Source organism: Bacteroides sp. K03, assembly GCF_019734355.1.
In the GTDB taxonomy this organism is placed as follows: domain Bacteria; phylum Bacteroidota; class Bacteroidia; order Bacteroidales; family Bacteroidaceae; genus Bacteroides; species Bacteroides nordii.
This window is the reverse complement of the sequence record NZ_JAASHC010000013.1, coordinates 84372-110256: the sequence shown is the minus strand read 5'-3', so window position 1 is coordinate 110256 and position 25885 is coordinate 84372. Positions and strand designations below refer to the sequence as shown.

The following is a 25885-nucleotide window of genomic DNA, read 5'->3' as shown; positions in this document are numbered from 1 at the left end:
CTAATACTAAAGTTTATGAGAGAAAGTAGTTTAATACAGAAAGTTTGTTATAGTGCTTCTCGTAAAACATTTTTTTATTGTAAAATTACATTGTTGATATTATTGGGTGGGTTAATTCAATTGAATAGTACATATGTGTATGCGCAAAAAAATGTAAGTGAGGAGAAGGATAAAGGCGGGACAATTACAGGTAATGTAAGGGATGTAAACGGTGAACCGATTATTGGTGCTTCAATATTAGTAAAGGGCACAACGGCAGGTACTACAACTAACTTAGATGGATATTATACATTAAGTAATGTTGCTTCAAATGCAGTATTGATTATAAGCTATATTGGCATGAATACTCAGGAGGTGCATATTAAAGGAAAAGATCTGATAAATGTGACATTGGAAGATGCCTTCATTGGTATAGATGAAGTAGTTGTTGTAGGATATGGTACGCAAAAGAAGGTAAATCTAACAGGCGCTGTGTCAGCTGTAAAAGTGGATGAACAATTGGCAAGTCGTTCATTAACAAGTACATCATTGGCTTTGCAAGGGAAAGTGCCAGGATTATCAATAACGCAGAATTCTGGTATGGCTGGTCGTAATGATGTTAAAATGCTTGTTCGAGGAATGGGAACGGTGAATAATGCTGATCCGTTAGTTGTCGTTGACGGTATGCCTGATGTTGATATCGATCGTATTAATATAGATGATATTGAAAGTGTTTCTGTGCTGAAAGATGCTTCATCCTCTGCTATTTATGGTTCGCGTGCGGCCAATGGTGTTATTTTGATTACTACTAAATCCGGGCATGAATCAGCCCCCAAAATAAATGCTTCGGCTTCTTATACTATAGGTACTCCTACCCATGCATGGGAGTTTATGGCAGATTATCCACGGTCACTGACTTTGTTGCAACGTGATGCTGCTGTTTCTACTTTACCTGGTAATATAAGGTTCAAGGATGGTACTATCGATCAGTGGATGGCATTAGGAATGATCGATCCAGTTCGTTATCCGAATACTGATTGGTATGATGTTATTTTAAGAAATTCACAAGTTCAGAAATATAATCTTTCTGCGTCAGGGGGAAATAAAGTTTCTAACTTTTATATTTCTCTCGGAGTTATTGACGAGAAAGGTCTTCTTATTAATAATGATTATACTCGTTATAATTTGCGTGTGAATTATGATGCTAAAATTCGTTCGAATATGCATGTAGGAGTAAAAATTGCAGGTAATTGGTCGGATCTGCAGTATGCATTAACCAGTAATTTTGATGGTACTATCGATGCCAATGAAATGAGATATGCTATTGCGGGAGTAACACCTTATGATCCTATTACAGGATATTACGGAGGAGTGATGGCTTATGGTGAAGACCCTCAGATTTTTAATCCTTATAGTGCTTATAATACGCAGCTTACACAGAAAGAGAGACAGGAATTGAATGGTAATGTCTATTGGGATTGGAGTCCGGTAAAAGGATTGACTGCACGTTTGGACTATTCTTTGAATTATGGTAATGATTTTAGGTATCAGGCAGATACTCCTAATCGTGCTTATAACTTTCAAACGAATGATTTTGGTGCTCGCTATTTCGTAGAAGATAATGCTCCGATTTATAATTATACCAATAATAGCTATAAAACTCAGTTTAGTGCACGGTTAAATTATGATATTACCTTTTGTAAACATCATACGCTGAATGCTATGTTTGCTTTTAGTGAAGAGTATTGGCATACTCGTTATCAGATGTCAGGACGCAATGATCGTTTGCATTCATCTCTTCATGAAATTGATGCAGCTCTTACAGAGAAACAGTACACGGGAGGGAATTCAAGTGCTGAAGGATTGGTTTCTTATATCGGGCGTATCAATTATGCGGCGTATCAACGCTATTTATTTGAATTCAACTTGCGTTGTGACGGTTCATCTAAATTTCTTGACGGTTCTAAATATGGATATTTCCCATCAGCTTCAGTGGGATGGATTTTTTCAGAAGAGCCATTCATTAATAAATATGTGAAAGGATGGCTAAATCATGCTAAGTTGCGTGTATCTTATGGTGTGTTAGGAAATAATAGTGGTGTGGGACGCTACGAACAACAGGAGACTTTGACTACCAATAATTATATGATTGATGGCAAGATATTGAAAGGGTATGTCAATAAGAAAATGGTAAATCGTGATTTGAGTTGGGAAGAAACATCAGTTACCAATATCGGGTTGGATATGAAGTTTTTTAATAATCGTTTATCGGTTGAACTTGATTACTATGACCGGCTAACTAGTGGTATGATTCGGCCTTCAGATATGTCTGTTCATCTGACAGGTGCATATTCTGCTCCTCGTAAAAATATTGGTGAGCTGCGAAATAAAGGAGTAGAGGCCAACATTGTCTGGCGTGGAAGGGTTAATGAGTTTAATTATACTGTGAATGCTAATGCTTCTTATAATGCTACAGTACTGGAAAAGTGGAATGAGTATTTAGGGCGTAATCAGAAAAACAGCAATGATTATGTATTTATCAACATGCCATATAACTATGTATATGCCTATGAAGCTATTGGTATTGCACAAAGTTGGAATGATGTGTATAATGCTACTCCACAAGGTGCTCAACCGGGAGATTTATTATATAAAGACTTGAATGGTGATGGGAAGATTGATGATAATGATATGAAGGCTTTTCCACGCATTCAACGTGATCGTCCCACTACAAACTTTGCATTAAGTGGTAATTTTGAGTGGAAGGGATTTGATCTTTCTATAATGTTCCAGGGAGCTGCTGGCCGTAAAACATTTTGGTTAACTGCCAATAATAATCCCGATTTGCAAGAAGCGCGGCAAGCTACTACTTGGGATCATTGGACTAAACCTTGGTCGTTGGAGAACAGAGGAGGGGAATGGACTCGTTTAGGGGGAGCAAATAATCGAAAAGAATCTACCTTTTGGTTGGATAATCTGGCTTATTTGCGTCTGAAAAATCTGCAATTAGGATATACTATTCCTCAAAACCGGTTAAAAAAAATAGGACTTAGTTCTATCAGAATGTATGTATCTGCAGATAATCTGGCTACAATTACTAAATTTCGTGGATTAGATCCTGAAAAAGAAGGTAATATAAATGATGGTTATCCTCTGGTGAAATCGTTCACTTTTGGTATTAATGTAGGTATTTAAATTTAATATCATGAAAAATAGAAGAAATTATATATTGGGTATATTACTGGGTGGAGCATCAATACTTTTAATGGGGTGTGTAAATAGTCTTTTGGACCAAATTCCTACAACTGAATTAGGTAATACGGAATTTTGGCAAACAGAAGAGGATGCAACGAATGGCTTAATGGGGGCGTATGCTGATGTACGTGGTCTTTTTAGTAGAGATTATTATTTTGATGGGCAAGGTGAGTATGTCCGTGTCAGAGATGGTAGCGGTAGTCTGAGTAATACCACTACCAATATAACACAGGGGGCTGCTTATAAAGGAGGATGTTATTTTCCTGATCCGTCTTACCGTTTTGGAGCAAAGTTCGATACGTATTATAAGTTCTGTTATGGTGGCATACATCGGGTCAATTATGTGATAGAGAATACACTGAAAATGATCCCAAATGCAAAAACGGAAGAATCGAAGAAGAAGCTTGAAACCGTTATCGGTGAAGCCAGGTTGTTAAGAGGAATGATTTATTTTCGACTGATTTCTATGTGGGGTGATGTGCCGTATATAGATCATGTGGTGTACAATCAAACGGAGATGGATAAAATAGTACGTACTTCCATTGCAAAAATCAAAGATTATATTATTGAAGATTTTAACTATGCTTTTGAGAAACTTCCAATAAAATCAGAGCAGATAGGGCGGGCATCTAAGCCTGCAGCTTTAGCGTTTAAAGGTAAACTCGAACTTTATTGGGCTTGTTGGAATCATTTCGGATGGCCGGAACTTGATACTTTTACTCCAAGCGAAGAGGAGGCGAGAAAGGCGTATAAGGCTGCTGCTGATGATTTCCATGCAGTAATTAATGACTATGGATTAAATTTGTTTAGGAATGGTGAACCTGGTGAATGGGGAGAACTGGGTGATGCAAATGTACTACCTAACTACTTCTATTTGTTTCTTCCTACTACAGGTAACGTCAATACTGATGGTGAAATTATTTTTGCATTCACTCATGGAGGACCAGGAACTGGACAAGGGGAATCATTGATGCGTGATTTCGCAGGGCGTAACATTCAGAATTCTCAGTGTTGGGTAACACCTACATTTCGTTTAGCAGATCGTTATCAATCTACTATAACAGGTGATTTCACAGATCCGTTGATTCCAATGAACCCGAATGCGCCAAATGCAAGAACCACTAAAAATTCAGCAGTGAATCCGGAAAGTTATTTGAATCGTGATTATCGTATGAAAGCATCAATGTTGTGGGATTATGAAATGATCCAAGGATTAGCATCTTTAAAGAAAACAGATTGGGTACCATTCATATATAAATCATGGAATGCTAAAGTTACAATTGATGGAAAACAGTATACATCGTATAATACCGATGGTACAAACTCTGGATATGTTTTCCGTAAATTTGTTCGTAACTACGAAGGTGCAGATCGTGGTGAAGGTGACTATAACTGGCCGGTAATTCGTCTGGCTGATGTTTATCTAATGTATGCAGAAGCAACAAATGAATTGTACGGACCACAGGAGGGTGCTATTGCTTTGGTTAATAAAATCCGGCATAGGGGAAATTTACCTCCTTTGGCCTCCAGTAAGATTTCTGATAAAAAAGCTTTCTTTGACGCTATCGAACAGGAACGTATTATAGAACTGATAGCTGAAGGACATCGCGCTTTTGACTTGCGTAGATGGAGAGCTATTGAAAGAGTGTGGGGGGAACCGGGATCTGAAGAGGTTTGGATGGGTGATACACACAGTGATAAAGTATATAGCTGGTATAAGAATTTGAATGAGAGATTGTATCAACAAGCTTATATTTTTCAGATTCCACCTAAAGAACGTGATCGTAATCCGAACTTAACTCAAAATACTCCTTGGCTATAATAGCCAGAAGGCCTATAAAGAATGTTGAATTCAAATTAATAATGAAAGTAATGAAAAAATATATAGTTATTTTTTTTATAGTATTAACCTGGATCGGATGTACAAATTTTCCGATTGATGAAGATGGATTGTTAATTACCGAACGTTCAGAATGTTATGTAAGTAGTTTCGAACTTTTGGGCGTTGATTATCAGACTGTGAGACATGGAGCAGCCGTTATTGATACGATGAAGCAAACCATTCATGTGGAAGTACTGTATGGTACTGATCTGAAGAATCTTTATCCTCAGTTTTCTTTGGTAACAGATGCTAAATTGGAACCTAAGATAGAAGGGAAAGTTGACTTTTCGGATTTGACAAATCCTAAGCAATATACGGTTATTTCGGGTAATAGAAAAGTTCGGAAAATATATACAGTTTATGTTAGTGTACAACAGAAATAAAATGAATACGATGAAGTCTATTGAATATTATTTTTTAATGGTTATCGTTGGTTTATGTTTCGTTTTTACATCTTGTGAGAATGAATACGAGGTACCTGCGGCTGGAACAACTTTACAAAATGATTGTATAAAGCGTTCATTGGGACCTAATCTGGTGGGGGCGAAAATAGAATTTGCTTATGCTATGGCACTTCCTCCTTCCCAAGGAAAGCTGATTTCTGCAAAGGTCAAGGCTTCTATTGCCGGAGCAGACGGTACTTATCTGGAACACAGATCGTTTTATACGGATCAGGGAGGAGATGATAAAGGAGTTGAGATCGGTAGCCCGTCAGTAACAGAAGGAATGATGACGGAAGTTACATTTACGAAAGATACATGTGCAGCAACGTTACGTTACTATTATGTGATTCCTGAAGAAGCTCGTGGTAAGAATATCTCTTTTAGTTTTTATGCGACAGACAGTAATGGTAGAAGTGTCTCATACGACATGGGGACATATTTTATATCTAATATGGATATAAAACTTGATATGATAATTCCTACGGATAGTTATCTTTCTATCTCGGATATGGCAGTGTATACCAATGAGAATATGCCAACTAAAGCGGACAAGATTGATTTGGTATATCTATATCGTAGGATTTCCGGGATTGATTTTTTGCATGCATTAGTTTCACCAGGAGTCGGCTCGGATTATTTACCAGAGATTGTTTTGCCGGAAGGAGTGAATCGGATGACATCATTACAAAGAACTTTTGGAGCTATTGACCAACAACTTGCTCGTGATCAATATGGAACATTTATTGATGATTTGGATTTCTATCAGATGAATTTTAGTAATGCTTCCAATTTTATTGTTAACATAAAGAAAGATGCAGGAACATGGGTTGAAACTGCTGATGGAATATATCGTGCTTTTATTTATGTCAATAAAGTGGATAATGCAAAAAAAACAATGACAATTAGCGTTAAACGATTGCGAGTGAAATAATCGTTTTTTTCAAAATTTATATGTGAGACACTAAGGTGAAGTATACTTGTTATGGAACCTTAGTTGTCTCATGTAACCCCTTTTTCTATTCTCATTTTTAATAGGTTTGTAATTTAATATAAATAATATGGCATTGAAAAGTGTTCGTTTATTCTCTCTGTTTATTCTATTGGGTATTACTTTATATTCTAAAGCTCAGAATCTCCGGATCGATGGATATAAGGGGATTTGGTATACAATTGGCCAAAAGTCGGAGTATGGAGACAAATATTCTGGTGGATTGGCTACTTATACAGCTAATCATACTCCTGTGGCTATCTATGCCTCAAAAGTTGATAAAACCTTTTTTGTTTATGGAGGGACCACCAGTGAAAAAGATAAGCATTTACTGATTATGATATCTTGTTATGATCATAAAAGTGGAACATTGGCCCGCCCAGTTGTTGTGTGTGATAAGATGGGAGTGGATGATCCTCATGATAATGCTTCTCTTACTATAGATAGCGATGGATTTATTTGGGTATTTGTAAGTGGGAGGAATGTTAGTCGTCTGGGACAAGTATACAAAAGTACAATGCCATATTGTATTGATCATTTTGAGAAAAAGTATCAATCGGTAATAACTTATCCTCAGCCTTGGTATATAGAAGGTAAGGGATTTATTCATCTTTTTACGAAGTATACTGCTGAACGTACGTTTGGTAGAGAACTTTATTGGTCGACGAGTCCTGATGGAATAAACTGGACTCCGGATAAGAAATTAGCTGGTATGGGAGGACATTATCAGCTTAGTAATGTATGGAAGAACAAAGTTGTTACTGTTTTTAATTATCATCCTGACGGAGGAGCAGATTCTCGGACTAATGTTTATTTGGTTCAGACAGAAGATATGGGACAAACCTGGCAAACAGTGGATGGTGTGACATTAACTACTCCATTGACTTCTCCGCAAAGTGCAGCTTTGGTATATGATTATCAAAAAGAGAATAAATTAGTGTACTTGAATGATTTGAATTTTGATAAAGATGGTAATCCTATTATTCTGGCAGTTATAAGTAAACATTATCAACCGGGCCCCAAAGGAGATCCCCGAGAATGGGTTGTACTTCACAGAAAAAACGGACAGTGGTACTCACATGTGTTATGCTCTTCTTCTCATAATTATGATATGGGGTCTATTTATGTAGATAATGATGTCTGGACAGTGATTGGACCGACAGAGGATGGACCGCAAAAATTTGGTACCGGAGGAGAAATTGCTTTGTGGAAAAGTTGGGATGAAGGCCAACACTGGACTAAAGTAGCAAATGTTACTAAGAATAGCCCACGAAACCATTCGTATGTTCGTCGTCCTTTATATGCTCATAATGATTTTTATGCATTTTGGGCAGACGGGAATGCTGATAGTATGTCTGTGTCAAAACTTTATTTTACAGACAAAAATGGGAGTCAGGTATACGAAATGCCCTATCGGATGAAAACTGATTATGAAAAACCAATTGCAGTATATAATCAGAATTCGTATCAACCATTTGGTGTGAATTTGGCATGTGCAGAATTTGATGAAGCAAATTTACCAGGTAAATATGATAAGCATTATACTTATCCGAAAGTAGAAGAATTGGATTATTTTAAAGATAAAGGATTGAAACTGATTCGTTTTCCTTTTAAGTGGGAAAGGATACAGCATGAGTTGAATGGTGAACTTAATTCTGTAGAGCTGAAACGGATTAAAGATTTTGTAGGTGAGGCAGAGAAAAGAAGTATAAGCGTGATTCTTGATTTACATAATTATGCACGACGTTATCACCAAGGAGTGAAATGTATTATTGGTACTAATGGGGTAACCTTAGATCACTTTGCAGATTTTTGGCGGCGTTTTGCCATGGAAATGAGTTCATTCTCCAATATCTATGGCTACGGATTAATGAATGAGCCTCATGATTTAGGGAGTTCGGTTTCCTGGTTTCAAATGGCACAGAAAGGTATTGAGGCAATAAGAAAAAGTGATCAAGAACGACCAATAATTATTGGGGGGGACGATTGGAGTTCTGCGGAGAGATGGGTAGAGAAGAGTGATACATTGAAATATTTAAAGGATCCTGTGAATAATTTGATTTATGAGGCGCATGTTTATTTTGATGCGGATGCTTCGGGAAGTTATAATGGATCATATGATACGGAGAAAGGATCTCCTACACGAGGGATAGAAAGGGTTCGGCCATTTGTTAATTGGCTTAAAAATAATCAGTTAAAAGGGTTTGTTGGTGAATATGGTGTTCCGGATGACGATGAGCGTTGGTTGGTCACTATGGATAACTTTTTAAATTATCTACAGAGCGAAGGTGTGAATGCTACCTATTGGGCAGCAGGTCCATGGTGGGGTAAATATCCTCTTAGCCTTACACCAAAAGGTGGGAAAGATGCTCCGCAAATGAAGATAGTAGAAAAATATCTTACTACCAGTTATCGGCATTGGGTAGATGGAGCACTTGCTAAAGCCGAAAAACAGGCTTTATTGATGGCCAGACATCTGAAAGATAAAGAAGGTAAATTACCGCGCTCTTTGAACTCTAATGGAGAACTAGTGACCTCTTCTTCTGATTGGTGGTGTAGTGGCTTTTTCCCTGGTGTATTGTGGTATTTGTATGAAAATAATAAGGGTAGTGAAGAACTGTTTGATTATGCTAATTTATATACTAAACGTATTGAAAAGGAACAGTTCAACACGAGTACTCATGATTTGGGGTTTATGCTGTATTGTAGTTATGGGAATGGATTTAGATTGAATCCGACATCTGAATCAGAGGGAGTTCTTATTAACGGTGCACACGCTTTATCTGCAAGGTATAATCCGGTTGTGAAGTGTATCCGTTCCTGGAATAAATGGCGTGATTATTCTTATCCTGTAATTATAGATAATATGATGAATCTGGAGATGTTAATGTGGGCTTATAAGAGAACGGGAGACGATACTTTTAAGAATATAGCCATTTCTCATGCGAATACGACGAAATTGCATCATTTTCGAGAGGATTATAGCTCCTTTCATGTGGTTGCTTATGATTTGAAAAGTGGTAAAGTGTTGCAGCGAGGGACTGATCAGGGATATGGTGACGATAGTTCTTGGGCACGTGGACAAGCATGGGCACTTTATGGGTATACGATGATGTATCGTGAGACAGGAAATGAAGATTATTTGAATTTAGCATGGCATATCGCAGATTTTATACTGAATCACCCACATCTGCCGAAAGATAAAATTCCATATTGGGATTTTGATTCTCCTGGTATACCTGATGATTATAGAGATTCTTCGTCTGCTGCTATTATCGCTTCCGCTTTGTTGGAATTGAGTAAATATTCGGAGGGTCATCGTTGTGAAAGGTACTACACAGTAGCGGAACAGCAACTTCGTATGCTTGCTTCGGATGAGTATATGGCTGAAGTAGGAACAAATGGTTTTTTTATATTAAAACATGGAGTAGGAAATATTCCTCAGAATTCAGAATTGGATGCTCCTTTGAGTTATGGTGATTATTATTTCATAGAGGCTCTTTTGCGGTATCGAAATTATTAAAAACAGAGAACATATGAGAACTATTTTTCTTTTGATATTCTTTTTACTTTTTCAGGGGGAATTAAATATGTATGCACAAGTATTACCTTCACATCCCCGTATATTAATGTCTGGTGGAGAGGAAATAGAAATTAAAGAAGCTTTATCTATGGATACTCTTTGGACTGGTTTACATCGAAATTTCCTCAAAGAATGTAATAATCTGCTTAATCGGCCATTGTTGGAAAGGAAAAAGGTGGGTATGCGGTTATTAGCTACTTCTCGAGAAGCTCTTCGAAGAATATTATTTTTGTCTTATGCGTATCGTATTACTGGAGATGAAATATATTTTCAACGTGCAGAGGAAGAATTACTTACTGTTTGTCGTTTTTCTGATTGGAATCCATCTCATTTTCTGGATGTGGCTGAAATGGTCTTAGGAGTTGCCATTGGTTTTGATTGGTTGTATACTAAGTTATCGGCTGATTCACGCAGAATCATTAGTGAAGCTATCATGACGAAAGGGCTCTTACCTGCACAGGATGAGAGATATAATTGGTATTTGAAAGCAAATCATAATTGGAATCAAGTATGTAATGCAGGTATAGCAATTGCTGCTTTGGCGGTTTATGAACAAAATCCGGAAATGTGTAGATCTCTTATTCGGCAGGCAGTAGAATCTGTAAAGCTCCCTATGGCTGAATATGCACCTGACGGGGCATATCCTGAAGGGTATTCATATTGGAGGTATGGAACAACTTTTAATGTTCTTTTATTGGGAACCCTGGAGAAAGTTGGTGATTGGGATTTGTTGCCAGCTTTGTCGTCAGGTTTTATGAATACCCCTTATTATTATGAGCAGATGGTTGGTCCAACCGGGTATAGTTTTAATTATGCAGATTGTGGTGATGAGCATGGGTTAGCACCTGTTATGTTTTGGTTTGCAAAGAAAACTGGGGATCTTTCTTTATTATGGACAGAAAAAAGCTTCATGCAAAAAGATAAATGTTCTGGCTATTTGGCAAATAGACTGTTTCCGCTAATATTTTTATGGGGTAGAAATATAGAAATAGACAAAATTGTTCCTCCTGAAAAAATGATGTGGATAGGAGGGGGCATTACACCAGTTGCATTGATGCGTACTTCTTGGACTGATAAAAATGCTTTGTATGTGGGCATTAAAGGAGGAACTTCCAGTAGTAATCATTCACATATGGATGCCGGATCCTTTGTGATGGATGCTATGGGGATACGATGGGCTATGGATTTGGGAATGCAAGACTATGAATCTTTGGAATCGAAAAAAATGCAAATCTGGAGTAATGACCAACATTCAGAGCGTTGGAAGGTTTTTCGTTATAATAATTATGCTCATAATACCCTTACGATTAATAATAAATTACATGATGTAAAAGGGTATGCGTGTTGGAAATCATTTATCGATAGTGAGAGTTTGAAGTCTGCAACGATTGACTTGACTACTATTTTTAAGGATGAACTGCTCTTTTGTCAAAGAGAAATTGCGATGGTGAACGGTACTTATGTAGTGGTGAGAGATAGTGTGAAAACAGATGCTACAAAGCAAGCTCTTTTACGTTGGACTATGTTGACAAGAACTCAGGTAAGAGAGATACAGAAGGATGGCTTTATACTGGAGCAAGATGGGAAAAGGATGAATGTGAAAATTAAAAGTCGGAATCAGGTTCAAATAAAAAAATGGTCTGCACAATCCGGTAATAGTTATGACGCTCCGAACCCTAATGTTGTTTTGATAGGATTTGAAGCTATTATTCCGGCTGGAGAGGAAGCGGTTTTTGAAACAGTTCTATGCCCGGAACAATTGGTTAATTAGTATAGGTTTAAAAAATATCATAGAATAATATGAAAATACGATTTTTTTTCTTGTTAATATGTTTTCTATCCGCTGGCTATTCTTGGCGCCTGCATGCAAAAATTGTATTACCCGCTATGTTTACGGACAATATGGTATTACAACGACAAACTGAAGTAGCTTTTTGGGGAACGGCTACTCCGAGGTGTACTGTAACAATTAAAACTTCTTGGAACAATAAAGAGTATTTGGTTAATTCATCAGATAAAGGTGAGTGGCGGACAAGAATATCTACTCCTCAGGCAGGTGGTCCATATTATATTATTGTCTCAGATGAAACGAGCATTCGTTTGGATAATGTATTAATTGGTGAAGTTTGGCTTTGTGCCGGACAATCCAATATGGAGATGCCAATCGGAAGTTGGGGGAAAATAAATAATTATGAAGCAGAAATTCGTTTGGCTCAATGTCCCGAAATACGTGTTTTGCATGTTGAACGTGCTGCTAGTTTGTCACCACTCAGTGATTTGAAGAAGGTACGTAAGGGGACTTGGCAGGTTTGTTTGCCGGAGTTTGCAGCAAACTTTTCTGCCGTTGCGTATTTTTTCGCTAAGAATCTTCATCGCCATTTAAATGTTCCTATTGGAGTAATTACGGCCTCGTGGGGAGGGACTATTGCAGAATCGTGGATTAGTAAAGAAGCAATAACCCGGATAACTGATTTAGATAGTTGTGAAAAGGATACTCTCAAAGAATATTCCGTTGATAGAGATGGTCCTAATATCCATTCTGTACTTTTTAATGCAATGATTCATCCTATCATTCCTTATACTTTAAAGGGAATCATTTGGTATCAAGGTGAATATAATTGTGCCCGTGCAGAGCAGTATAAAGATATATTTCCGCTCTTGATTACTGATTGGCGTAAACAATGGAAACAAACGCTGCCCTTTTATTTTGTACAGTTACCTAATTTTGGAGAAAGAAATGAGGAGCCGACTGGTGCACAATGGGCTGAATTAAGAGAAGCTCAATTTGAAACGTTGTGTATGGCTAATACTGGGATGGCAGTAACTATAGAATTGGGAGAAGCCAAGAACGTACATCCCAAAAGAAAGAAAGAGGTTGGTGACAGGTTGGCATTAATAGCAAGGGCTAAGACTTATGGAGAGGATATTGTTTATTCCGGGCCTCTGTATAATTCATATATCATTGAAAATAATCAGGTGAGGATTAAGTTTGATCACGTTGATGGCGGGCTAAAGATTAAAGGAGGGGATTCGATAAAAGGTTTCTCAATAGCTGGTCCGGATCACAAGTTTTATTGGGCAGAGGCTGAAATAGATGGAGAAGAAGTAGTGGTTAGTTCTCCTAATGTTCCTTATCCACTTGCAGTGAGGTATGCTTGGGCTGCTAATCCAGAATGTAATTTGTATAACGGAGCTGATTTACCAGCCTCACCGTTTAGGACAGATCATTGGAAATAAAGTATGGTGCTGTTTTAAATTTTGATAGTATGAAAAATGTATTGTTAGGTTCTGATAATAAGGAAATTAGTTGTCAGTGTAATGATTCGTCTGTACGTCTTGAATTACCGTCGCTGAATATAAATGAGCTTCCGTGTTTAAATGCCTGGGTGTTGAGACTGGACAATGCTTTGAAATAAATGATAGAGGGTTTTGTACAACTATTATAAATATTGAAAGTAAAAATAAATTTGATGGATTATCATTCTTTTCTTTCTTGTATTGATTTTACTATTGTTGCCGTTTACTTGGGAGTATTGGTCTTTATAGGATTTCATTTGAAGCGTCGCGCATCTCAGAATCTGGAATCATATTTGTTGGGAGGTAAACATATCCCATGGTATTTGTTGGGATTATCTAATGCCTCTGGTATGTTTGATATTTCTGGTACTGTATGGCTGGTTGGTATAACTATTGTATATGGACTTAAGAGTATCTATATACCTTGGCTTTGGCCTGTTTTTAACCAAATATTTCTGATGGTTTATTTATCGGCTTGGTTACGTCGTTCCAATTGTACGACAGGAGCAGAGTGGATTCGCTTTCGTTTCGGAACGGATAATGGTGCTGTGACCTCTCATTGGATTATTGTTGTGTTTGCTATTTTGGTTGGACTGGGCATGTTGGCTTACGGTTTTATTGGTATGGGTAAATTTGTGGAGATATTTATGCCATTAAAAAGCGTCTTCCCTTTTTTGTCTTTTCTTCCTGATGCATATATTCCTCATGTCTGGGGTGTTATTTTTACTCTGTTTGCAGTATTCTATGCTTTGATGGGTGGAATGATGAGTATTGTTTGGGCAGATGTGGCACAATACATCATTATGGGTTTAGCTTCCGTGGCTGTAGCTATTATTGCGATATTACATTTAGATATCATTGAGTTTTCTTCGTGGTTACCAAATAGTTGGTTTTCTCCGTGGTTTGGGCAAGAGTTAAATATGACTTGGACAGGTAAGTTTGTTGAGTTTAACAATAAAATAGGTAGTGATGGTTACCAGCTTTTCAGCCTTTTCTTTGGATTAGTTCTTTTGAAAGGTGTATTAGCTAGCGTTGCTGGCCCGGCTCCTACTTATGATATGCAAAAAATACTGTCAACTCGTTCTCCTCGTGAAGCAGCTTTGATGAGTGGCTCGGTCACATTGGTATTGATGCCGGTTCGTTATATAATGATTACAGGCTTTGCCATATTAGGGCTTATTTTGTTTAATCAAATACAGGGGCAAATTACTACTCCTGCCGGTGTGATTGATTTTGAGTTAGTTCTTCCGGCAGTAATTAATCACCCTTGGATTCCAGCTGGAATAACTGGGTTGATTCTTGCTGGATTACTGGCTGCATTTATGTCTACTTTTGCAGGAACTCTAAATGCAGTTCAGGCATATATTGTTAATGATATTTATATAAAGTATTTTAAGAAAGATGCGACACCCGTACAAGCCAATCGTGCAAATATTGTTGTGGGTTTAATTGTTGTCGTTGTCAGTATTTGTTTTGGAGTATTAGCACAAGATGTGAATAGTGTGTTGCAATGGATTACTAGTGCATTGTATGGTAGCTATATTGCGGCGAATATCTTAAAATGGCATTGGTGGAGATTTAATGGACGTGGTTTTGCCTTAGGTATGGCTGCAGGCATGATTCCGGCATTGATTCTTCCGGTAGTTCCTTACTTTGATGGAGTGTTACCTTTATACTATTTTCCGATTATTTTTATTTGCTCCATTGTTGGATGTGTATGGGGAACTTATTCAGTACCTCCTACCGATTTAGAGGTTTTGAAAGAGTTTTATAAAACAACTCGTCCATGGGGGATTTGGAAGCCTATTGATGTACTTGTTAAAGCTGAAACTCCTGATTTTAAGGAAAATTCTGATTGCTGTAGAGATCTTATTAATGTTGGAGTTGGGATTATCTGGCAGACAGCTCTGGTGGCGTCGTCGATTTATCTCGTTTTACAGCAATTCATTTATTTTATTGTAGCAGTTATTATTGTTATAATTACTTCAGTAATATTAAAAAGGAATTGGTTTAATAAACTGGAAAATTGAATTTAATAAATAATATTATAGATTATGAAATTTGGATTTTTTGATGACGATAAGCGTGAATATGTGATTACAACCCCACGAACTCCATGGCCGTGGATTAACTATTTAGGAACAGAAGATTTCTTTAGCTTGATTTCTAATACAGGAGGCGGATATACGTTTTGTAAGGATGCAAGATATAGGCGTATTACACGATATCGTTATAATAATGTACCAATAGACGACGGAGGGAAATATTTTTATATCAATGATGGGGAAAATATATGGAGTCCGGGCTGGAAACCTTGTAAAACAGAGCTGGATAAATATATTTGCAGGCATGGATTGAACTATACGGTTATTACTGGGGCTAAAAATGGTCTCGAGGTAGAGGTCTTGTATATGGTACCATTGCATACATGGGCAGAAGTTCAGAAGGTTACGTTGAAGAATACAACAAATCAAATAAAACGATTTAAAGTATTTTCGTTTGTTGAATGGTGTCTGTGGAATGCTCAAAGTGATATGGAAAATTTCCAGCGTAATCTTTCCTTAGGTGAGGTGGAGGTAGAAAACTCAATTCTATTTCATAAAACAGAGTATAGGGAACGACGGAATCATTATTCTTATTATTCGGTGAATGTACCCATAAATGGTTTTGAAACGGATCGTGAATCATTTTTAGGAATGTACAATGGTTTTGATCAGCCTCAGGCGGTAACTCAAGGAAGGGCAAGTAACAGCATAGCACATGGTTGGTCGCCAATAGCGTCTCATTATATTGAAATTGAATTGAATCCGGGAGAGTTAAAAGATTTGATCTTTGTTTTAGGTTACGTTGAGAATGGTGAAAGTGAGAAGTGGGATGAGGAACAAAAACTAAATAAAAAGTGTGCATATGAAATAATTGATAGATTTAATACTGTTGATTCTGTAGACCGGGCTCTTAATGAATTAAAAGAGTATTGGGACTATTTACTGAGTGCATATGTACTGGAATCACCGGATCCGAAACTCAACCGAATGGTGAATATCTGGAATCAGTACCAGTGCATGATAACTTTCTGCTTTTCTCGTTCTGCCTCGTACTTTGAGAGTGGTATAGGGCGTGGCATGGGGTTTAGAGATTCTAACCAAGACTTAATTGGCTTTGTTCATCAGATCCCAGAACGAGCTCGTCAGCGTATTATTGATATTGCATCAACACAATTTTCTGATGGTGGTTGTTATCACCAGTATCAACCTCTGACGAAAAAAGGAAATAATGAGATAGGACAAGGGTTTAATGATGATTCTATGTGGCTGATTTTTGGCACTGTACATTACTTAAAGGAAACGGGCGATTTTTCCATCTTACATGAACAGGTTCCTTTTGATAATCAGAAAGGATCGGAAGCTTCACTCTTCTTCCATCTTCAAGTTTCTTTTGAGCATATTGTGAATAATTTAGGGCCTCATGGTTTGCCTTTAATAGGGCGGGCAGACTGGAATGATTGTTTAAATTTAAATTGTTTCTCAAGTAATCCGGATGAGAGTTTTCAAACTACGGAAAATAAATCGGAGGGTACAAAAGCTGAGAGTTTAATGATAGCTGGATTGTTTGTAATGTATGGACGAGAATATGCAAGACTGTGTAAGATATTAAATAAGAATATTGAGGCAGAAAAGGCATACAAGCATGTGGATGAGATGGTTGAGGCGGTGATGAAATATGGATGGGATGGCAATTGGTTCTTACGGGCCTATGATTATTGGGGGCGGAAAATCGGTTCGGAGGAGAATGAAGAAGGGAAAATCTTTATAGAATCGAATGGTTGGTGTACAATGGCTCAGATCGGATTAGAAGAGGGAATGGTGGAAAAGGCTTTGGATGCGGTGAAAGAAAGATTGGATTGCCAGTATGGTATAGTATTGAACAACCCGGCTTTTTCAAAGTACTATAAAGAGTATGGGGAGATATCGACTTATCCTGAAGGATACAAGGAAAATGCTGGAATATTTTGCCATAACAATCCATGGATTATGATAGGTGAAACCATTCGTGGACGCGGAGATAACGCTTGGGAATATTATAAAAAAATATGTCCAGCTTATCTTGAGGGTATCAGTGAACTTCATAAAATGGAACCTTATGTTTACTCTCAAATGATAGCTGGAAAAGATGCTTATAAACCTGGTGAGGCGAAAAACTCATGGTTAACAGGAACAGCTTCTTGGAATTATTTTGCCATAACGCAATATATTTTAGGTCTCCGGCCAGAGTATGACGGTCTGTTGATTGATCCGTGCATACCTTCTTCATGGCGTAAATTTAGGGTGAAGCGCAGATTTAGGGGAGCTATTTATGATATCGTAATAAATAATCCGGAAGGAAAAATGAAAGGAGTTAAGCAAATTATTGTGGACGGTGAAAAACTTGAAGGTTCTTTCATTCCAGCGATGTTAGCCGGTAATACTTATAAAGTTGAGGTAATAATGTAGTATTTATAAAACGAATAAGCATGAGAAAGAAAATGGATGTTTGGAGAAGAGGGGATGAATTCGGGAGGAAAGGGAGGCAGTCGTAGTTATTGTTAATAGTATTGTGTCTGCTAGAATCTATGTTAGCGATGTAAAAAGAAGGGGATTTTTATTGCTATATGTATAGGTGTAGTGTTCCCCTTTTTTATAAGTTGTTGATGTTACTAATTTGATGTTGAATTAAAAAAAGTGAATCTGATGAGAATCTTGAAACTGCTATTTTGGGTTTCTCTGTTGCCCTTTCTATCTGTACAAGGTAGAATAATAAAGGTCTTGGCTATTGGGAATAACTTTTCTGAGGATGCTGTTGAGCAGAATCTGTATGAATTGGCTGTTGGTGGTGGGGATACATTGATTATTGGAAATGTTTATCGTCCTGGACAAAGTCTACAGTCACATTGGAAAATGGCTATTGCAGAAGAAGTTTTCGAGTATAGAAAAATTGTGAATGGAAAGAAAACAAATGTTCATAAGAAAATACATGAGTGTATTACAGATGAAAACTGGAATTATATTACATTCCAGCAAGCCAGTTATGATTCAGGATTACTGGAGTCTTATGAACCTTGGTTATCTAATTTGTTGGAATATGTGAAGAGATATGTTACTAATTCTACTGTAAAAATAGGGTTACATCAAACTTGGGCTTACGCTCAGAACTCGATTCATTCAGGATTCTCTGTATATGGTAACAGTCAAATAGACATGTACCAAGCTATTGTAACGGCTGTTTCCATAATAGCTCAACGCCATGCTAATGAGATAGCGTTTGTGGTACCTTCAGGAACTGCTATTTCAGAATTTGCGTAACACTTCTGTCGGAGATACTCTTTGTCGTGATGGTTATCATTTGAGTTTGGGTTAGGACGTTATACTGCGGCATGCACTTGGCTTGAGATAATAACCGGACAGAATCCCGAAACGAACTCTTATAAACCTTTTGCATTGACAGAACAAGAGGCTTTGTTAGCAAAAAAGGCAGCGCATACAGCTGTCCTTTATCCCTATGTTTCTTTTAGGATGGATGAATAGGGACTTTCCATAATATGGCACTATCCCTTGGAAAACGTTATTTCTTTTCCTTCTTTAGTACCTTCTCTATTTCATGGCTTAGGCTGTCAGTTGGGATATCTCTTGCAAGTATCCTGCCGCCCGGAGATACGAGTATATTGGTTGGTAATTTCAATATGGCATATTGTTTGGCAGCCTCCAGATTCCATCCAGCAAAGGTACATACCTGTTCCCAGGTTAGTGTATCCTGCTTTATCTTATTTTTCCAGTCTTCTTTATTTATATCGAGCGAAATACCTAATATACCAAATTCTTTGTTCTTTTTATACTTGTTGTTTATCTTGCGCAGTTCCACATTTGTAGAATCACACTCTTCGCACCAGGATGCCCAGAAATTGATGAGCATATATTTGTCCTTGAACTTATCTAAGCGTGTTACTTTTTCTCCTTTTTGATTGGGAAGGCTGAAGAAAGGAGCTGTCTTACCTTCATTCGCCTTTTCTATTTGAGTGATATTTTCGGTCAACTGCCCAATGGAAGGTTTATCTTGAAGTACTCCTGCCATCACATCAATCAGCTCTTTTATCTTTTTAAAGTCAGGAGTTTCCTTTTGTACAAAATACTTGTCCAGCAGATAAATGCTGACGAAAGAATTGTTGTGCTGGCGGATAAATTCTTCTGCTTTTGCTTCGAGCATTTTTTCGGAGGGTATGGCCGGGTCTTGCAGCGTTGCCTGGAAGGCAGAGAACTCTTCATTATAAATATTTCCCTCAATATTCAGGTGGTCCAGGTTGTTTGCATTACCTTGTACCTTGATTTTCTCTTTTTTATCAAGAAAAATCGGATACTCTGTTTCTCCTTTCAAGAGTAGCATGGCTGTGGTGATGGTGTCTACTTTTAATGAATGAGAGAACTTGTCTCCCTTCACATATATAGTATCTATATGCTGGTAGAGTCCGTCGATGCCGTATAAATAGATTGTATCGTCTCCCAGTCCTTTAATTTCTCCGGTTATGCTTGTTGTATCTGCACTTTTCTTGCAGCCTGTCAGGCAGATTATCAGGATGAGCAGGATATTTATTTTCTTCATTTTTACATCTTTTCTGCGAAAGTACGGGTTTTATGGATAAAAAAAAAGAATTGCTCACCATAAATGGTGAGCAACTCCTTTTTTTCAAATAAAATACGAAGGATTCGTTTATTTGATAATATTCATAAAGTCTGAGTTAACGAAGTATTTTGCGAACTCAAGATCAGTTGCAGCTTTCTTAGCTAATGAAGAGTCTTTTGCAACTGCGCTTTTCAGACTGCTTGTTAACATAGAAAGATTGTTAGTTCTTGCACCTAATACAGCCATCAGATAGTCTGTGTAAGCATCCGGTTTTTCTACACCAGCCAATGTGTTTTTAGCTTTGTTGTAGTCCTTAGCCAGGATCTGAGCAAGAGCAGCACTATTTGTCTTAGCGTCACCGAATGAGTTTACAGCTCTTTCATACTGACCCTGTGCAATGTACAGGTTACCCATTGTTTCGCCCAGTTCTTTAGCACCAGAAGCCTTACCTAAGTAAGATTCAGCAGCGCTCTTATCACCTTTAGCCAAAGCTACAAGACCTAAGTTCATGTTAACTTCAGGAGCAGCCTGAATGTTAGCAGCTTTCTTCAGGTATGATTCAGCTTTGTCAATGTTACCAGCCTGATAAGCCAATTTACCAAGGTTGTTGAATGCACGGTAGTCATTCGGGAACAACTCAGTAGCTTTTGTATAGATTACTTCTTTCTTACCGTTGTCATTAGTCAGCGTTGCAGCATACAGCAATTCTTCCAAAGTCAGTTCTTTAGGATTAGAAGCAGCCAAAGAAGCGATTTCGTCGTCAGACTTACCAATGATTTCATAGTTCAAAGTCAAACGAGAACGACGCAATTGCGGCAGGATTTCGTCAGCCAAAGTTTTGTAAACAGAAGAGATGTTTTTGATTTCTTGTTCTCTTTGTTCAGGATCCTGATACATAGAGAGTACGCGAAGGATCAATTCTTTGTCCTGGATGTTTGATTTAGAAACCAGTTCCTGGAAACCTTCCCAGTCCTGAGCTGTGTATTTAGCATCGATAGCTGCATCGATCTTAGCTTTCTTAAGGTCTTTGCTCAACATCTTAGTCGTGTTGTCTTCACGATTTTCGGCCAGCTTAGTGTTCAAACCTACACCACCATCAGGAGATGCATAAGCAGAAACTTCAATGTTGCTGATTTTTTTGTTAGCAGCATCGTTTACGTTAGCTACTTCCTTGTTGAATTCTTTAGCAGTTTTCAATTCGCTTGCACGAATGTTAGCTTGCTGGATAAGGAACATAATGTTAGCATTGTGTTTCTCTTTGATGATACGTTGGAAAGCGTCGTCACCGTTAGCAGGGTTAGCACTTTGCAGCGTGTTTTCAATCAATTCTGAAGTAGAGATCACACCATCAGCAATTTTCACAGCAGGAATAGCTACTGTCTTGTTGCCGATTTTAGCATTGAATTCAAGGTACAATTCAGACTTAGCCATTGCAGGAACATAGTCAAATGAAGTTTTCATCGTGTAGTTACCACCCATCTTGTAAGAGATAGTCTGGTCGTTACCTTCAACTTTTTCACCTTGGAATACTGCAGGTTGGCCTTTAACTTCGCCACCATTCCATCTTAAAACCGGAGTTACTTCTACAACGGCTTTCTTTTTGAAATACTTTTCAGGAAACTTTCCGTTGATAGTTACAGGAACTTTACCACCCACTGCTTCCAACACCTGCGGAGTTGTAGTAAAGTAGTCAGATGATAATTCACCCATTTTGCTGCAAGACGAAAATGCAACAATCAATGCCATAAGGAAAGGCAAATAAAGCTTCTTAATCATTTTAGGTATAAATTAAATGTTTGTAATTGAAATATTCGTCCATTCATGCCTTTTCCATATTAACCCGGAAAAAGTAACGCAAAGATATTAAATATTAAGATATATATATAGCTAAAGTGTTGTTTTTATTATAATTTAATGAAATCAGCCTTTTTTTTCTTGACGATATTTAATATTACGCGGGTGATGCTCTATTATTTCACTCCGTAACATGTTCCGATCGATGTGGGTATATATCTCCGTAGTGGCAATGGATTCATGGCCAAGCATACATTGAATTGCTCGTAAATTGGCTCCTCCTTCCAACAAATGAGTGGCAAATGAATGACGAAATGTATGCGGACTGATGTTCTTGGTGATACCGCTTATCTGTGCCAGTTCCTTGATGAGGTGGAAGACCATAATACGGGATATGTTTTTACCCCATCGGGCCAGAAAAACAAAATCTTCATACTCTTTTTTTATTTTTCCCCGGTTCCGGTCAATAAAGTATAGTTGTATCTCTTTAATAGCTCGTGGAGAAATCGGTACCAGACGTTGTTTGCTACCTTTACCTTCTACTTTGATAAAACCTTCATCAAAATAAAGATCGGAAAGCTTTAAATTGGTCAGCTCGGATACGCGTAAACCGCAGCTATACAAGGTTTCCAGCATGGCACGATTGCGCTGGCCTTCGTTTTTGCTAAGGTCTATGGCTGAGATGATGGTATCAATTTCTTCAACTGTCAGTACCTCTGGTATTTTAAAGCCTATTTTGGGGCCTTCAAGCAGTTCGCTGGGATCGGCTTCTATATAGTCGGCCATAATGAGAAAGTGGAAGAAAGATTTGATACCTGAAATAATTCGTGCCTGCGAACGTGGGTGAATACCAATATCATGCAGTCCGGCAGAGAAGCGTTCCAGATCATTCAGGCAAACATCCAGAACTCCGGTATTTTCTGCTTGCAGGAAGTTGAGTAACTTACTCAGATCGGTCATGTAAGCATCCTGCGTATTTTTAGACAGAGACTTCTCTAACTTCAGATATTGTTGATACTTTTTGATTATCTGCTCTTGTGTATCCTTCTTCTCGGTTTTTTCGTTTACTTTCATTTCTTTTTTCTACCTTTGCTCCGCGAAGACAGGCTGCACCTCAGCAAAATACAAATAAATTTGCTTCTACATTCGGTTTGCGCTATCTTTGCACCCTGAAATAATGTTCCCGAGACAAAGGTATTAAAATTAGTAGGATTGTGTTATGAGGATACAAATTATTAATGGCCCCAATATTAATCTGTTGGGCAAGCGTGAACCTTCCATATATGGAAGCGTTACATTTGAAGACTATCTGGCTGAACTCCGCAAAGTGTATAAGGATATAGAAATTAACTATTTTCAATCGAATATTGAGGGAGAACTGATTGACTGCATTCAGCAGGTGGGTTTTGAAGCAGATGGTATTATTTTGAATGCAGGGGCTTATACACATACGTCTATTGCTTTACAGGATGCTATTCGTGCGGTGACTGCCCCGGTAATCGAAGTACATATCTCTAATGTACACAGTCGTGAAGATTTTCGTCATGTGTCTATGATTGCTTGTGCCTGTAAAGGAGTTATTTGTGGTTTTGGCCTCAATTCATACCGTCTGGCTCTTGAAGCTTTAAAATAATAATGTGAGGATAAAATAGATTCATATAATTAATGTGTAAATAAGCCGGAGGATAATTGGCATATGGGCACATTATCAAAATTAAATAATTATTTAAGATGTTGCTGAAACAGACTAAAATCGTAGCTTCCATCTCAGACAGACGCTGCGACGTAGACTTTATAAAACAGTTGTTTGATGCCGGGATGAATGTTGTTCGTATGAATACCGCGCATGCCAGCCGTGAAGGTTTTGAAGCTTTGATAGCTAATGTACGTGCCGTTTCCAATCGTATTGCCATCTTGATGGATACCAAAGGACCGGAAGTACGAACTACTGCTAATGCCGAACCCATTCCTTTTCAGATTGGAGAGAAAGTGAAGATTGTTGGTAACCCTGATTTGGAAACAACCCGCGAATGTATTGCTGTTTCATATCCCAATTTTGTACATGATCTGAATATCGGTGGAACGATTCTTATTGATGATGGTGATCTTGAACTTCGTGTGATTGATAAAACAAGTGACTATTTGCTTTGTGAAGTGCAGAATGAAGCTGTCTTGGGTAGTCGTAAAAGTGTGAATGTTCCGGGGGTACGAATCAATTTGCCTTCGTTGACAGAAAAAGACCGCAATAATATATTGTATGCTATTGAGAAGGATATCGATTTTATAGCACATTCGTTCGTACGCAACAGACAAGATGTGCTTGATATTCGTACCATTCTTGATGAGCATAATAGTGATATTAAAATTATAGCCAAAATTGAGAATCAGGAAGGTGTTGATAATATCGATGAAATCCTTGAGGTGGCTGATGGGGTGATGGTAGCGCGTGGTGATCTGGGTATTGAAGTACCGCAAGAACGCATTCCGGGTATCCAGCGTACACTGATTCGTAAATGTGTGTTGGCAAAGAAGCCGGTTATTGTAGCTACACAGATGCTTCACACTATGATTAATAACCCGCGTCCAACTCGTGCGGAGGTAACTGATATTGCTAATGCTATCTATTATCGTACTGATGCTTTGATGCTGAGTGGTGAAACGGCTTATGGTAAATATCCGGTAGAAGCTGTGAAAACGATGACCGCTATTGCCGCACAAGCTGAAAAAGATAAACTGGAAGAGAACGATATCCGCATTCCGTTGGATGAAAATAGCAATGATGTGACTGCATTCCTTGCCAAGCAAGCTGTGAAAGCTACAGCCAAGTTAAAGATGCGTGCTATTATTACTGATAGTTATAGTGGACGTACTGCCCGTAACCTTGCTGCTTTCCGTGGTAAATATCCTGTGCTGGCCATTTGTTACAAGGAGAAAACCATGCGTCATTTAGCTCTTTCTTATGGGGTGGAAGCGATCTATATGCCCGAATTGGCTAACGGACAGGAGTATTACTTTGCTGCACTACGCCGTCTGTTGAAAGAAGGACGTTTGTGTCCTTCGGATATGGTAGGTTATTTGAGTAGTGGTAAAGCGGGAACCCAAACTTCTTTCCTTGAAATCAACGTTGTGGAAGATGCGTTGAAACACGCTGAAGAGACCGTATTGCCTAATAAGAACAGATATTTATAATTTATAATTGGACGATTTACAATTTACGATTGAAATCACTCTTGTTTATCAGAAGTGATTTCAATCGTAAATTGTAAATCGTCCAATCGTAAATCCTTTTTCTCTTTCCATGGATACTATAGACGATTACATCCTGAGCCATATAGATGATGAAGGCGATTATCTGAAAGCCTTGTATCGTGACACACATGTTAAATTGCTCCGTCCTCGTATGGCTTCGGGTCATTTGCAGGGAAGAATGTTGAAGATGTTTGTCGAGATGATTCGCCCCCGGCAGGTACTTGAAATAGGTACGTATAGCGGATATTCTGCTCTTTGCCTGGCCGAGGGACTTCCGGAAGGAGGAATGCTTCATACATTTGAGATAAATGATGAACAAGAGGATTTTACACGTCCCTGGTTGGAAGGATCGGCTTATGCTGATAAAATAAAGTTCTATATCGGTGATGCCCTTGAACTTGTTCCCGGATTGGGTATTGTGTTTGATCTTGCCTTTATAGATGGGGATAAGCGTAAATATATCGAATATTACGAAATGACGCTTGCGCATCTTTCTACCGGAGGTTATATTATAGCCGATAATACTTTGTGGGACGGTCATGTCCTGGAAGAACATCCGCATAGTAACGATTATCAAACAATTGGTATTAAAGCATTCAATGATCTTGTGGCAAAAGATACAAGGGTAGAGAAGGTGATACTTCCTTTGCGGGATGGGCTGACGATTATCCGCAAGAAATAGTGCTAACTTAGTGGGTATGCTATTTCGATAATGAAAACTAAAAATATCATATAAATAGCCTGTCAAGCGATATATTTCTGTA

At 38.0% G+C, this 25885-nt stretch carries 16 protein-coding genes and 1 pseudogene; 14 read left to right on the top strand and 3 right to left on the bottom strand.

Annotation, left to right across the window (positions count from 1 at the left end; translation table 11 throughout):
* The first annotated feature begins 15 nt into the window (after positions 1-15).
* The 11 genes and pseudogenes from HCG69_RS11300 to HCG69_RS11250 all read left to right on the top strand — a co-directional run bounded on the left by HCG69_RS11300 (position 16) and on the right by HCG69_RS11250 (position 18988).
* Positions 16-3174 carry a TonB-dependent receptor gene (locus HCG69_RS11300; protein WP_221650133.1) on the top strand — a complete coding sequence of 1053 codons (3159 nt, stop codon included), beginning with the start codon at positions 16-18 and terminating at the stop codon, positions 3172-3174.
* Positions 3175-3184: 10 nt separating this feature from the next.
* Positions 3185-5056 carry a RagB/SusD family nutrient uptake outer membrane protein gene (locus HCG69_RS11295; RefSeq protein WP_221650132.1) on the top strand — a complete coding sequence of 624 codons (1872 nt, stop codon included), beginning with the start codon at positions 3185-3187 and terminating at the stop codon, positions 5054-5056.
* 50 nt (positions 5057-5106) lie between these two features.
* Positions 5107-5499: a hypothetical protein gene (locus HCG69_RS11290; RefSeq protein WP_007482860.1), complete on the top strand. Its 393-nt coding sequence runs from the start codon at positions 5107-5109 to the stop codon at positions 5497-5499.
* Position 5500: 1 nt separating this feature from the next.
* Entirely contained in the window at positions 5501-6490 is a 990-nt protein-coding gene (locus tag HCG69_RS11285) for a DUF4466 family protein (protein WP_223381581.1), read from the top strand.
* Positions 6491-6617: 127 nt separating this feature from the next.
* Positions 6618-10070 (top strand): cellulase family glycosylhydrolase, encoded by a 3453-nt coding sequence (locus HCG69_RS11280; protein ID WP_122201407.1) that lies wholly within the window; start codon positions 6618-6620, stop codon positions 10068-10070.
* Positions 10071-10083: 13 nt separating this feature from the next.
* Complete coding sequence (locus tag HCG69_RS11275; RefSeq protein WP_221650131.1) at positions 10084-11901, top strand: heparinase II/III family protein; 1818 nt, start codon at positions 10084-10086, stop codon at positions 11899-11901.
* Between the two features lie 116 nt (positions 11902-12017).
* Positions 12018-13367 carry a sialate O-acetylesterase gene (locus HCG69_RS11270; RefSeq protein WP_255585831.1) on the top strand — a complete coding sequence of 450 codons (1350 nt, stop codon included), beginning with the start codon at positions 12018-12020 and terminating at the stop codon, positions 13365-13367.
* Between the two features lie 29 nt (positions 13368-13396).
* A complete protein-coding gene (locus HCG69_RS11265) occupies positions 13397-13546 on the top strand; it encodes a hypothetical protein (RefSeq protein ID WP_221650129.1) in 150 nt (49 codons plus the stop codon).
* A 54-nt stretch (positions 13547-13600) separates the two neighbouring features.
* Entirely contained in the window at positions 13601-15457 is a 1857-nt protein-coding gene (locus HCG69_RS11260) for a sodium:solute symporter family protein (RefSeq protein ID WP_221650128.1), read from the top strand.
* 24 nt (positions 15458-15481) lie between these two features.
* Positions 15482-17917: a GH36-type glycosyl hydrolase domain-containing protein gene (locus HCG69_RS11255; RefSeq protein WP_221650127.1), complete on the top strand. Its 2436-nt coding sequence runs from the start codon at positions 15482-15484 to the stop codon at positions 17915-17917.
* A 237-nt stretch (positions 17918-18154) separates the two neighbouring features.
* Positions 18155-18988, top strand: a pseudogene (locus HCG69_RS11250) (DUF4886 domain-containing protein).
* 37 nt (positions 18989-19025) lie between these two features.
* Here HCG69_RS11250 and HCG69_RS11245 read toward each other — a convergent pair.
* The 3 genes from HCG69_RS11245 to xerD all read right to left on the bottom strand — a co-directional run bounded on the left by HCG69_RS11245 (position 19026) and on the right by xerD (position 22946).
* The gene (locus tag HCG69_RS11245) at positions 19026-20057 is read right to left on the bottom strand and encodes a TlpA disulfide reductase family protein (protein WP_221650126.1); all 1032 of its coding nucleotides are present in this window, start codon (positions 20055-20057) and stop codon (positions 19026-19028) included.
* A 108-nt stretch (positions 20058-20165) separates the two neighbouring features.
* On the bottom strand, positions 20166-21854 hold the full coding sequence (locus HCG69_RS11240) for a tetratricopeptide repeat protein (RefSeq protein WP_221650125.1): 1689 nt from the start codon (positions 21852-21854) through the stop codon (positions 20166-20168).
* 144 nt (positions 21855-21998) lie between these two features.
* Positions 21999-22946: a site-specific tyrosine recombinase XerD gene (xerD, locus tag HCG69_RS11235; RefSeq protein ID WP_221650124.1), complete on the bottom strand. Its 948-nt coding sequence runs from the start codon at positions 22944-22946 to the stop codon at positions 21999-22001.
* 145 nt (positions 22947-23091) lie between these two features.
* Between xerD and aroQ the strand changes: the two genes are divergently transcribed.
* From aroQ to HCG69_RS11220, 3 genes are all read left to right on the top strand, one after another.
* Positions 23092-23505, top strand: coding sequence for a type II 3-dehydroquinate dehydratase (gene aroQ, locus HCG69_RS11230; protein ID WP_221650123.1), 414 nt, complete (start codon positions 23092-23094; stop codon positions 23503-23505).
* 98 nt (positions 23506-23603) lie between these two features.
* Positions 23604-25061, top strand: a complete 1458-nt coding sequence (gene pyk, locus HCG69_RS11225) for a pyruvate kinase (protein WP_221650122.1) — start codon at positions 23604-23606, stop codon at positions 25059-25061.
* A gap of 109 nt (positions 25062-25170) precedes the next feature.
* The gene (locus HCG69_RS11220) at positions 25171-25803 is read left to right on the top strand and encodes an O-methyltransferase (protein WP_221650121.1); all 633 of its coding nucleotides are present in this window, start codon (positions 25171-25173) and stop codon (positions 25801-25803) included.
* Positions 25804-25885 lie beyond the last annotated feature (82 nt).

Coding starts and splice junctions, on each gene's coding strand:
- HCG69_RS11300 (WP_221650133.1), top strand. CDS start 16: ATGAGAGAAAGTAGTTTAATACAGAAAGTTTGTTATAGTGCTTCTCGT.
- HCG69_RS11295 (WP_221650132.1), top strand. CDS start 3,185: ATGAAAAATAGAAGAAATTATATATTGGGTATATTACTGGGTGGAGCA.
- HCG69_RS11290 (WP_007482860.1), top strand. CDS start 5,107: ATGAAAAAATATATAGTTATTTTTTTTATAGTATTAACCTGGATCGGA.
- HCG69_RS11285 (WP_223381581.1), top strand. CDS start 5,501: ATGAATACGATGAAGTCTATTGAATATTATTTTTTAATGGTTATCGTT.
- HCG69_RS11280 (WP_122201407.1), top strand. CDS start 6,618: ATGGCATTGAAAAGTGTTCGTTTATTCTCTCTGTTTATTCTATTGGGT.
- HCG69_RS11275 (WP_221650131.1), top strand. CDS start 10,084: ATGAGAACTATTTTTCTTTTGATATTCTTTTTACTTTTTCAGGGGGAA.
- HCG69_RS11270 (WP_255585831.1), top strand. CDS start 12,018: ATGTTTACGGACAATATGGTATTACAACGACAAACTGAAGTAGCTTTT.
- HCG69_RS11265 (WP_221650129.1), top strand. CDS start 13,397: ATGAAAAATGTATTGTTAGGTTCTGATAATAAGGAAATTAGTTGTCAG.
- HCG69_RS11260 (WP_221650128.1), top strand. CDS start 13,601: ATGGATTATCATTCTTTTCTTTCTTGTATTGATTTTACTATTGTTGCC.
- HCG69_RS11255 (WP_221650127.1), top strand. CDS start 15,482: ATGAAATTTGGATTTTTTGATGACGATAAGCGTGAATATGTGATTACA.
- HCG69_RS11245 (WP_221650126.1), bottom strand. CDS start 20,057: ATGAAGAAAATAAATATCCTGCTCATCCTGATAATCTGCCTGACAGGC.
- HCG69_RS11240 (WP_221650125.1), bottom strand. CDS start 21,854: ATGATTAAGAAGCTTTATTTGCCTTTCCTTATGGCATTGATTGTTGCA.
- xerD (WP_221650124.1), bottom strand. CDS start 22,946: ATGAAAGTAAACGAAAAAACCGAGAAGAAGGATACACAAGAGCAGATA.
- aroQ (WP_221650123.1), top strand. CDS start 23,092: ATGAGGATACAAATTATTAATGGCCCCAATATTAATCTGTTGGGCAAG.
- pyk (WP_221650122.1), top strand. CDS start 23,604: ATGTTGCTGAAACAGACTAAAATCGTAGCTTCCATCTCAGACAGACGC.
- HCG69_RS11220 (WP_221650121.1), top strand. CDS start 25,171: ATGGATACTATAGACGATTACATCCTGAGCCATATAGATGATGAAGGC.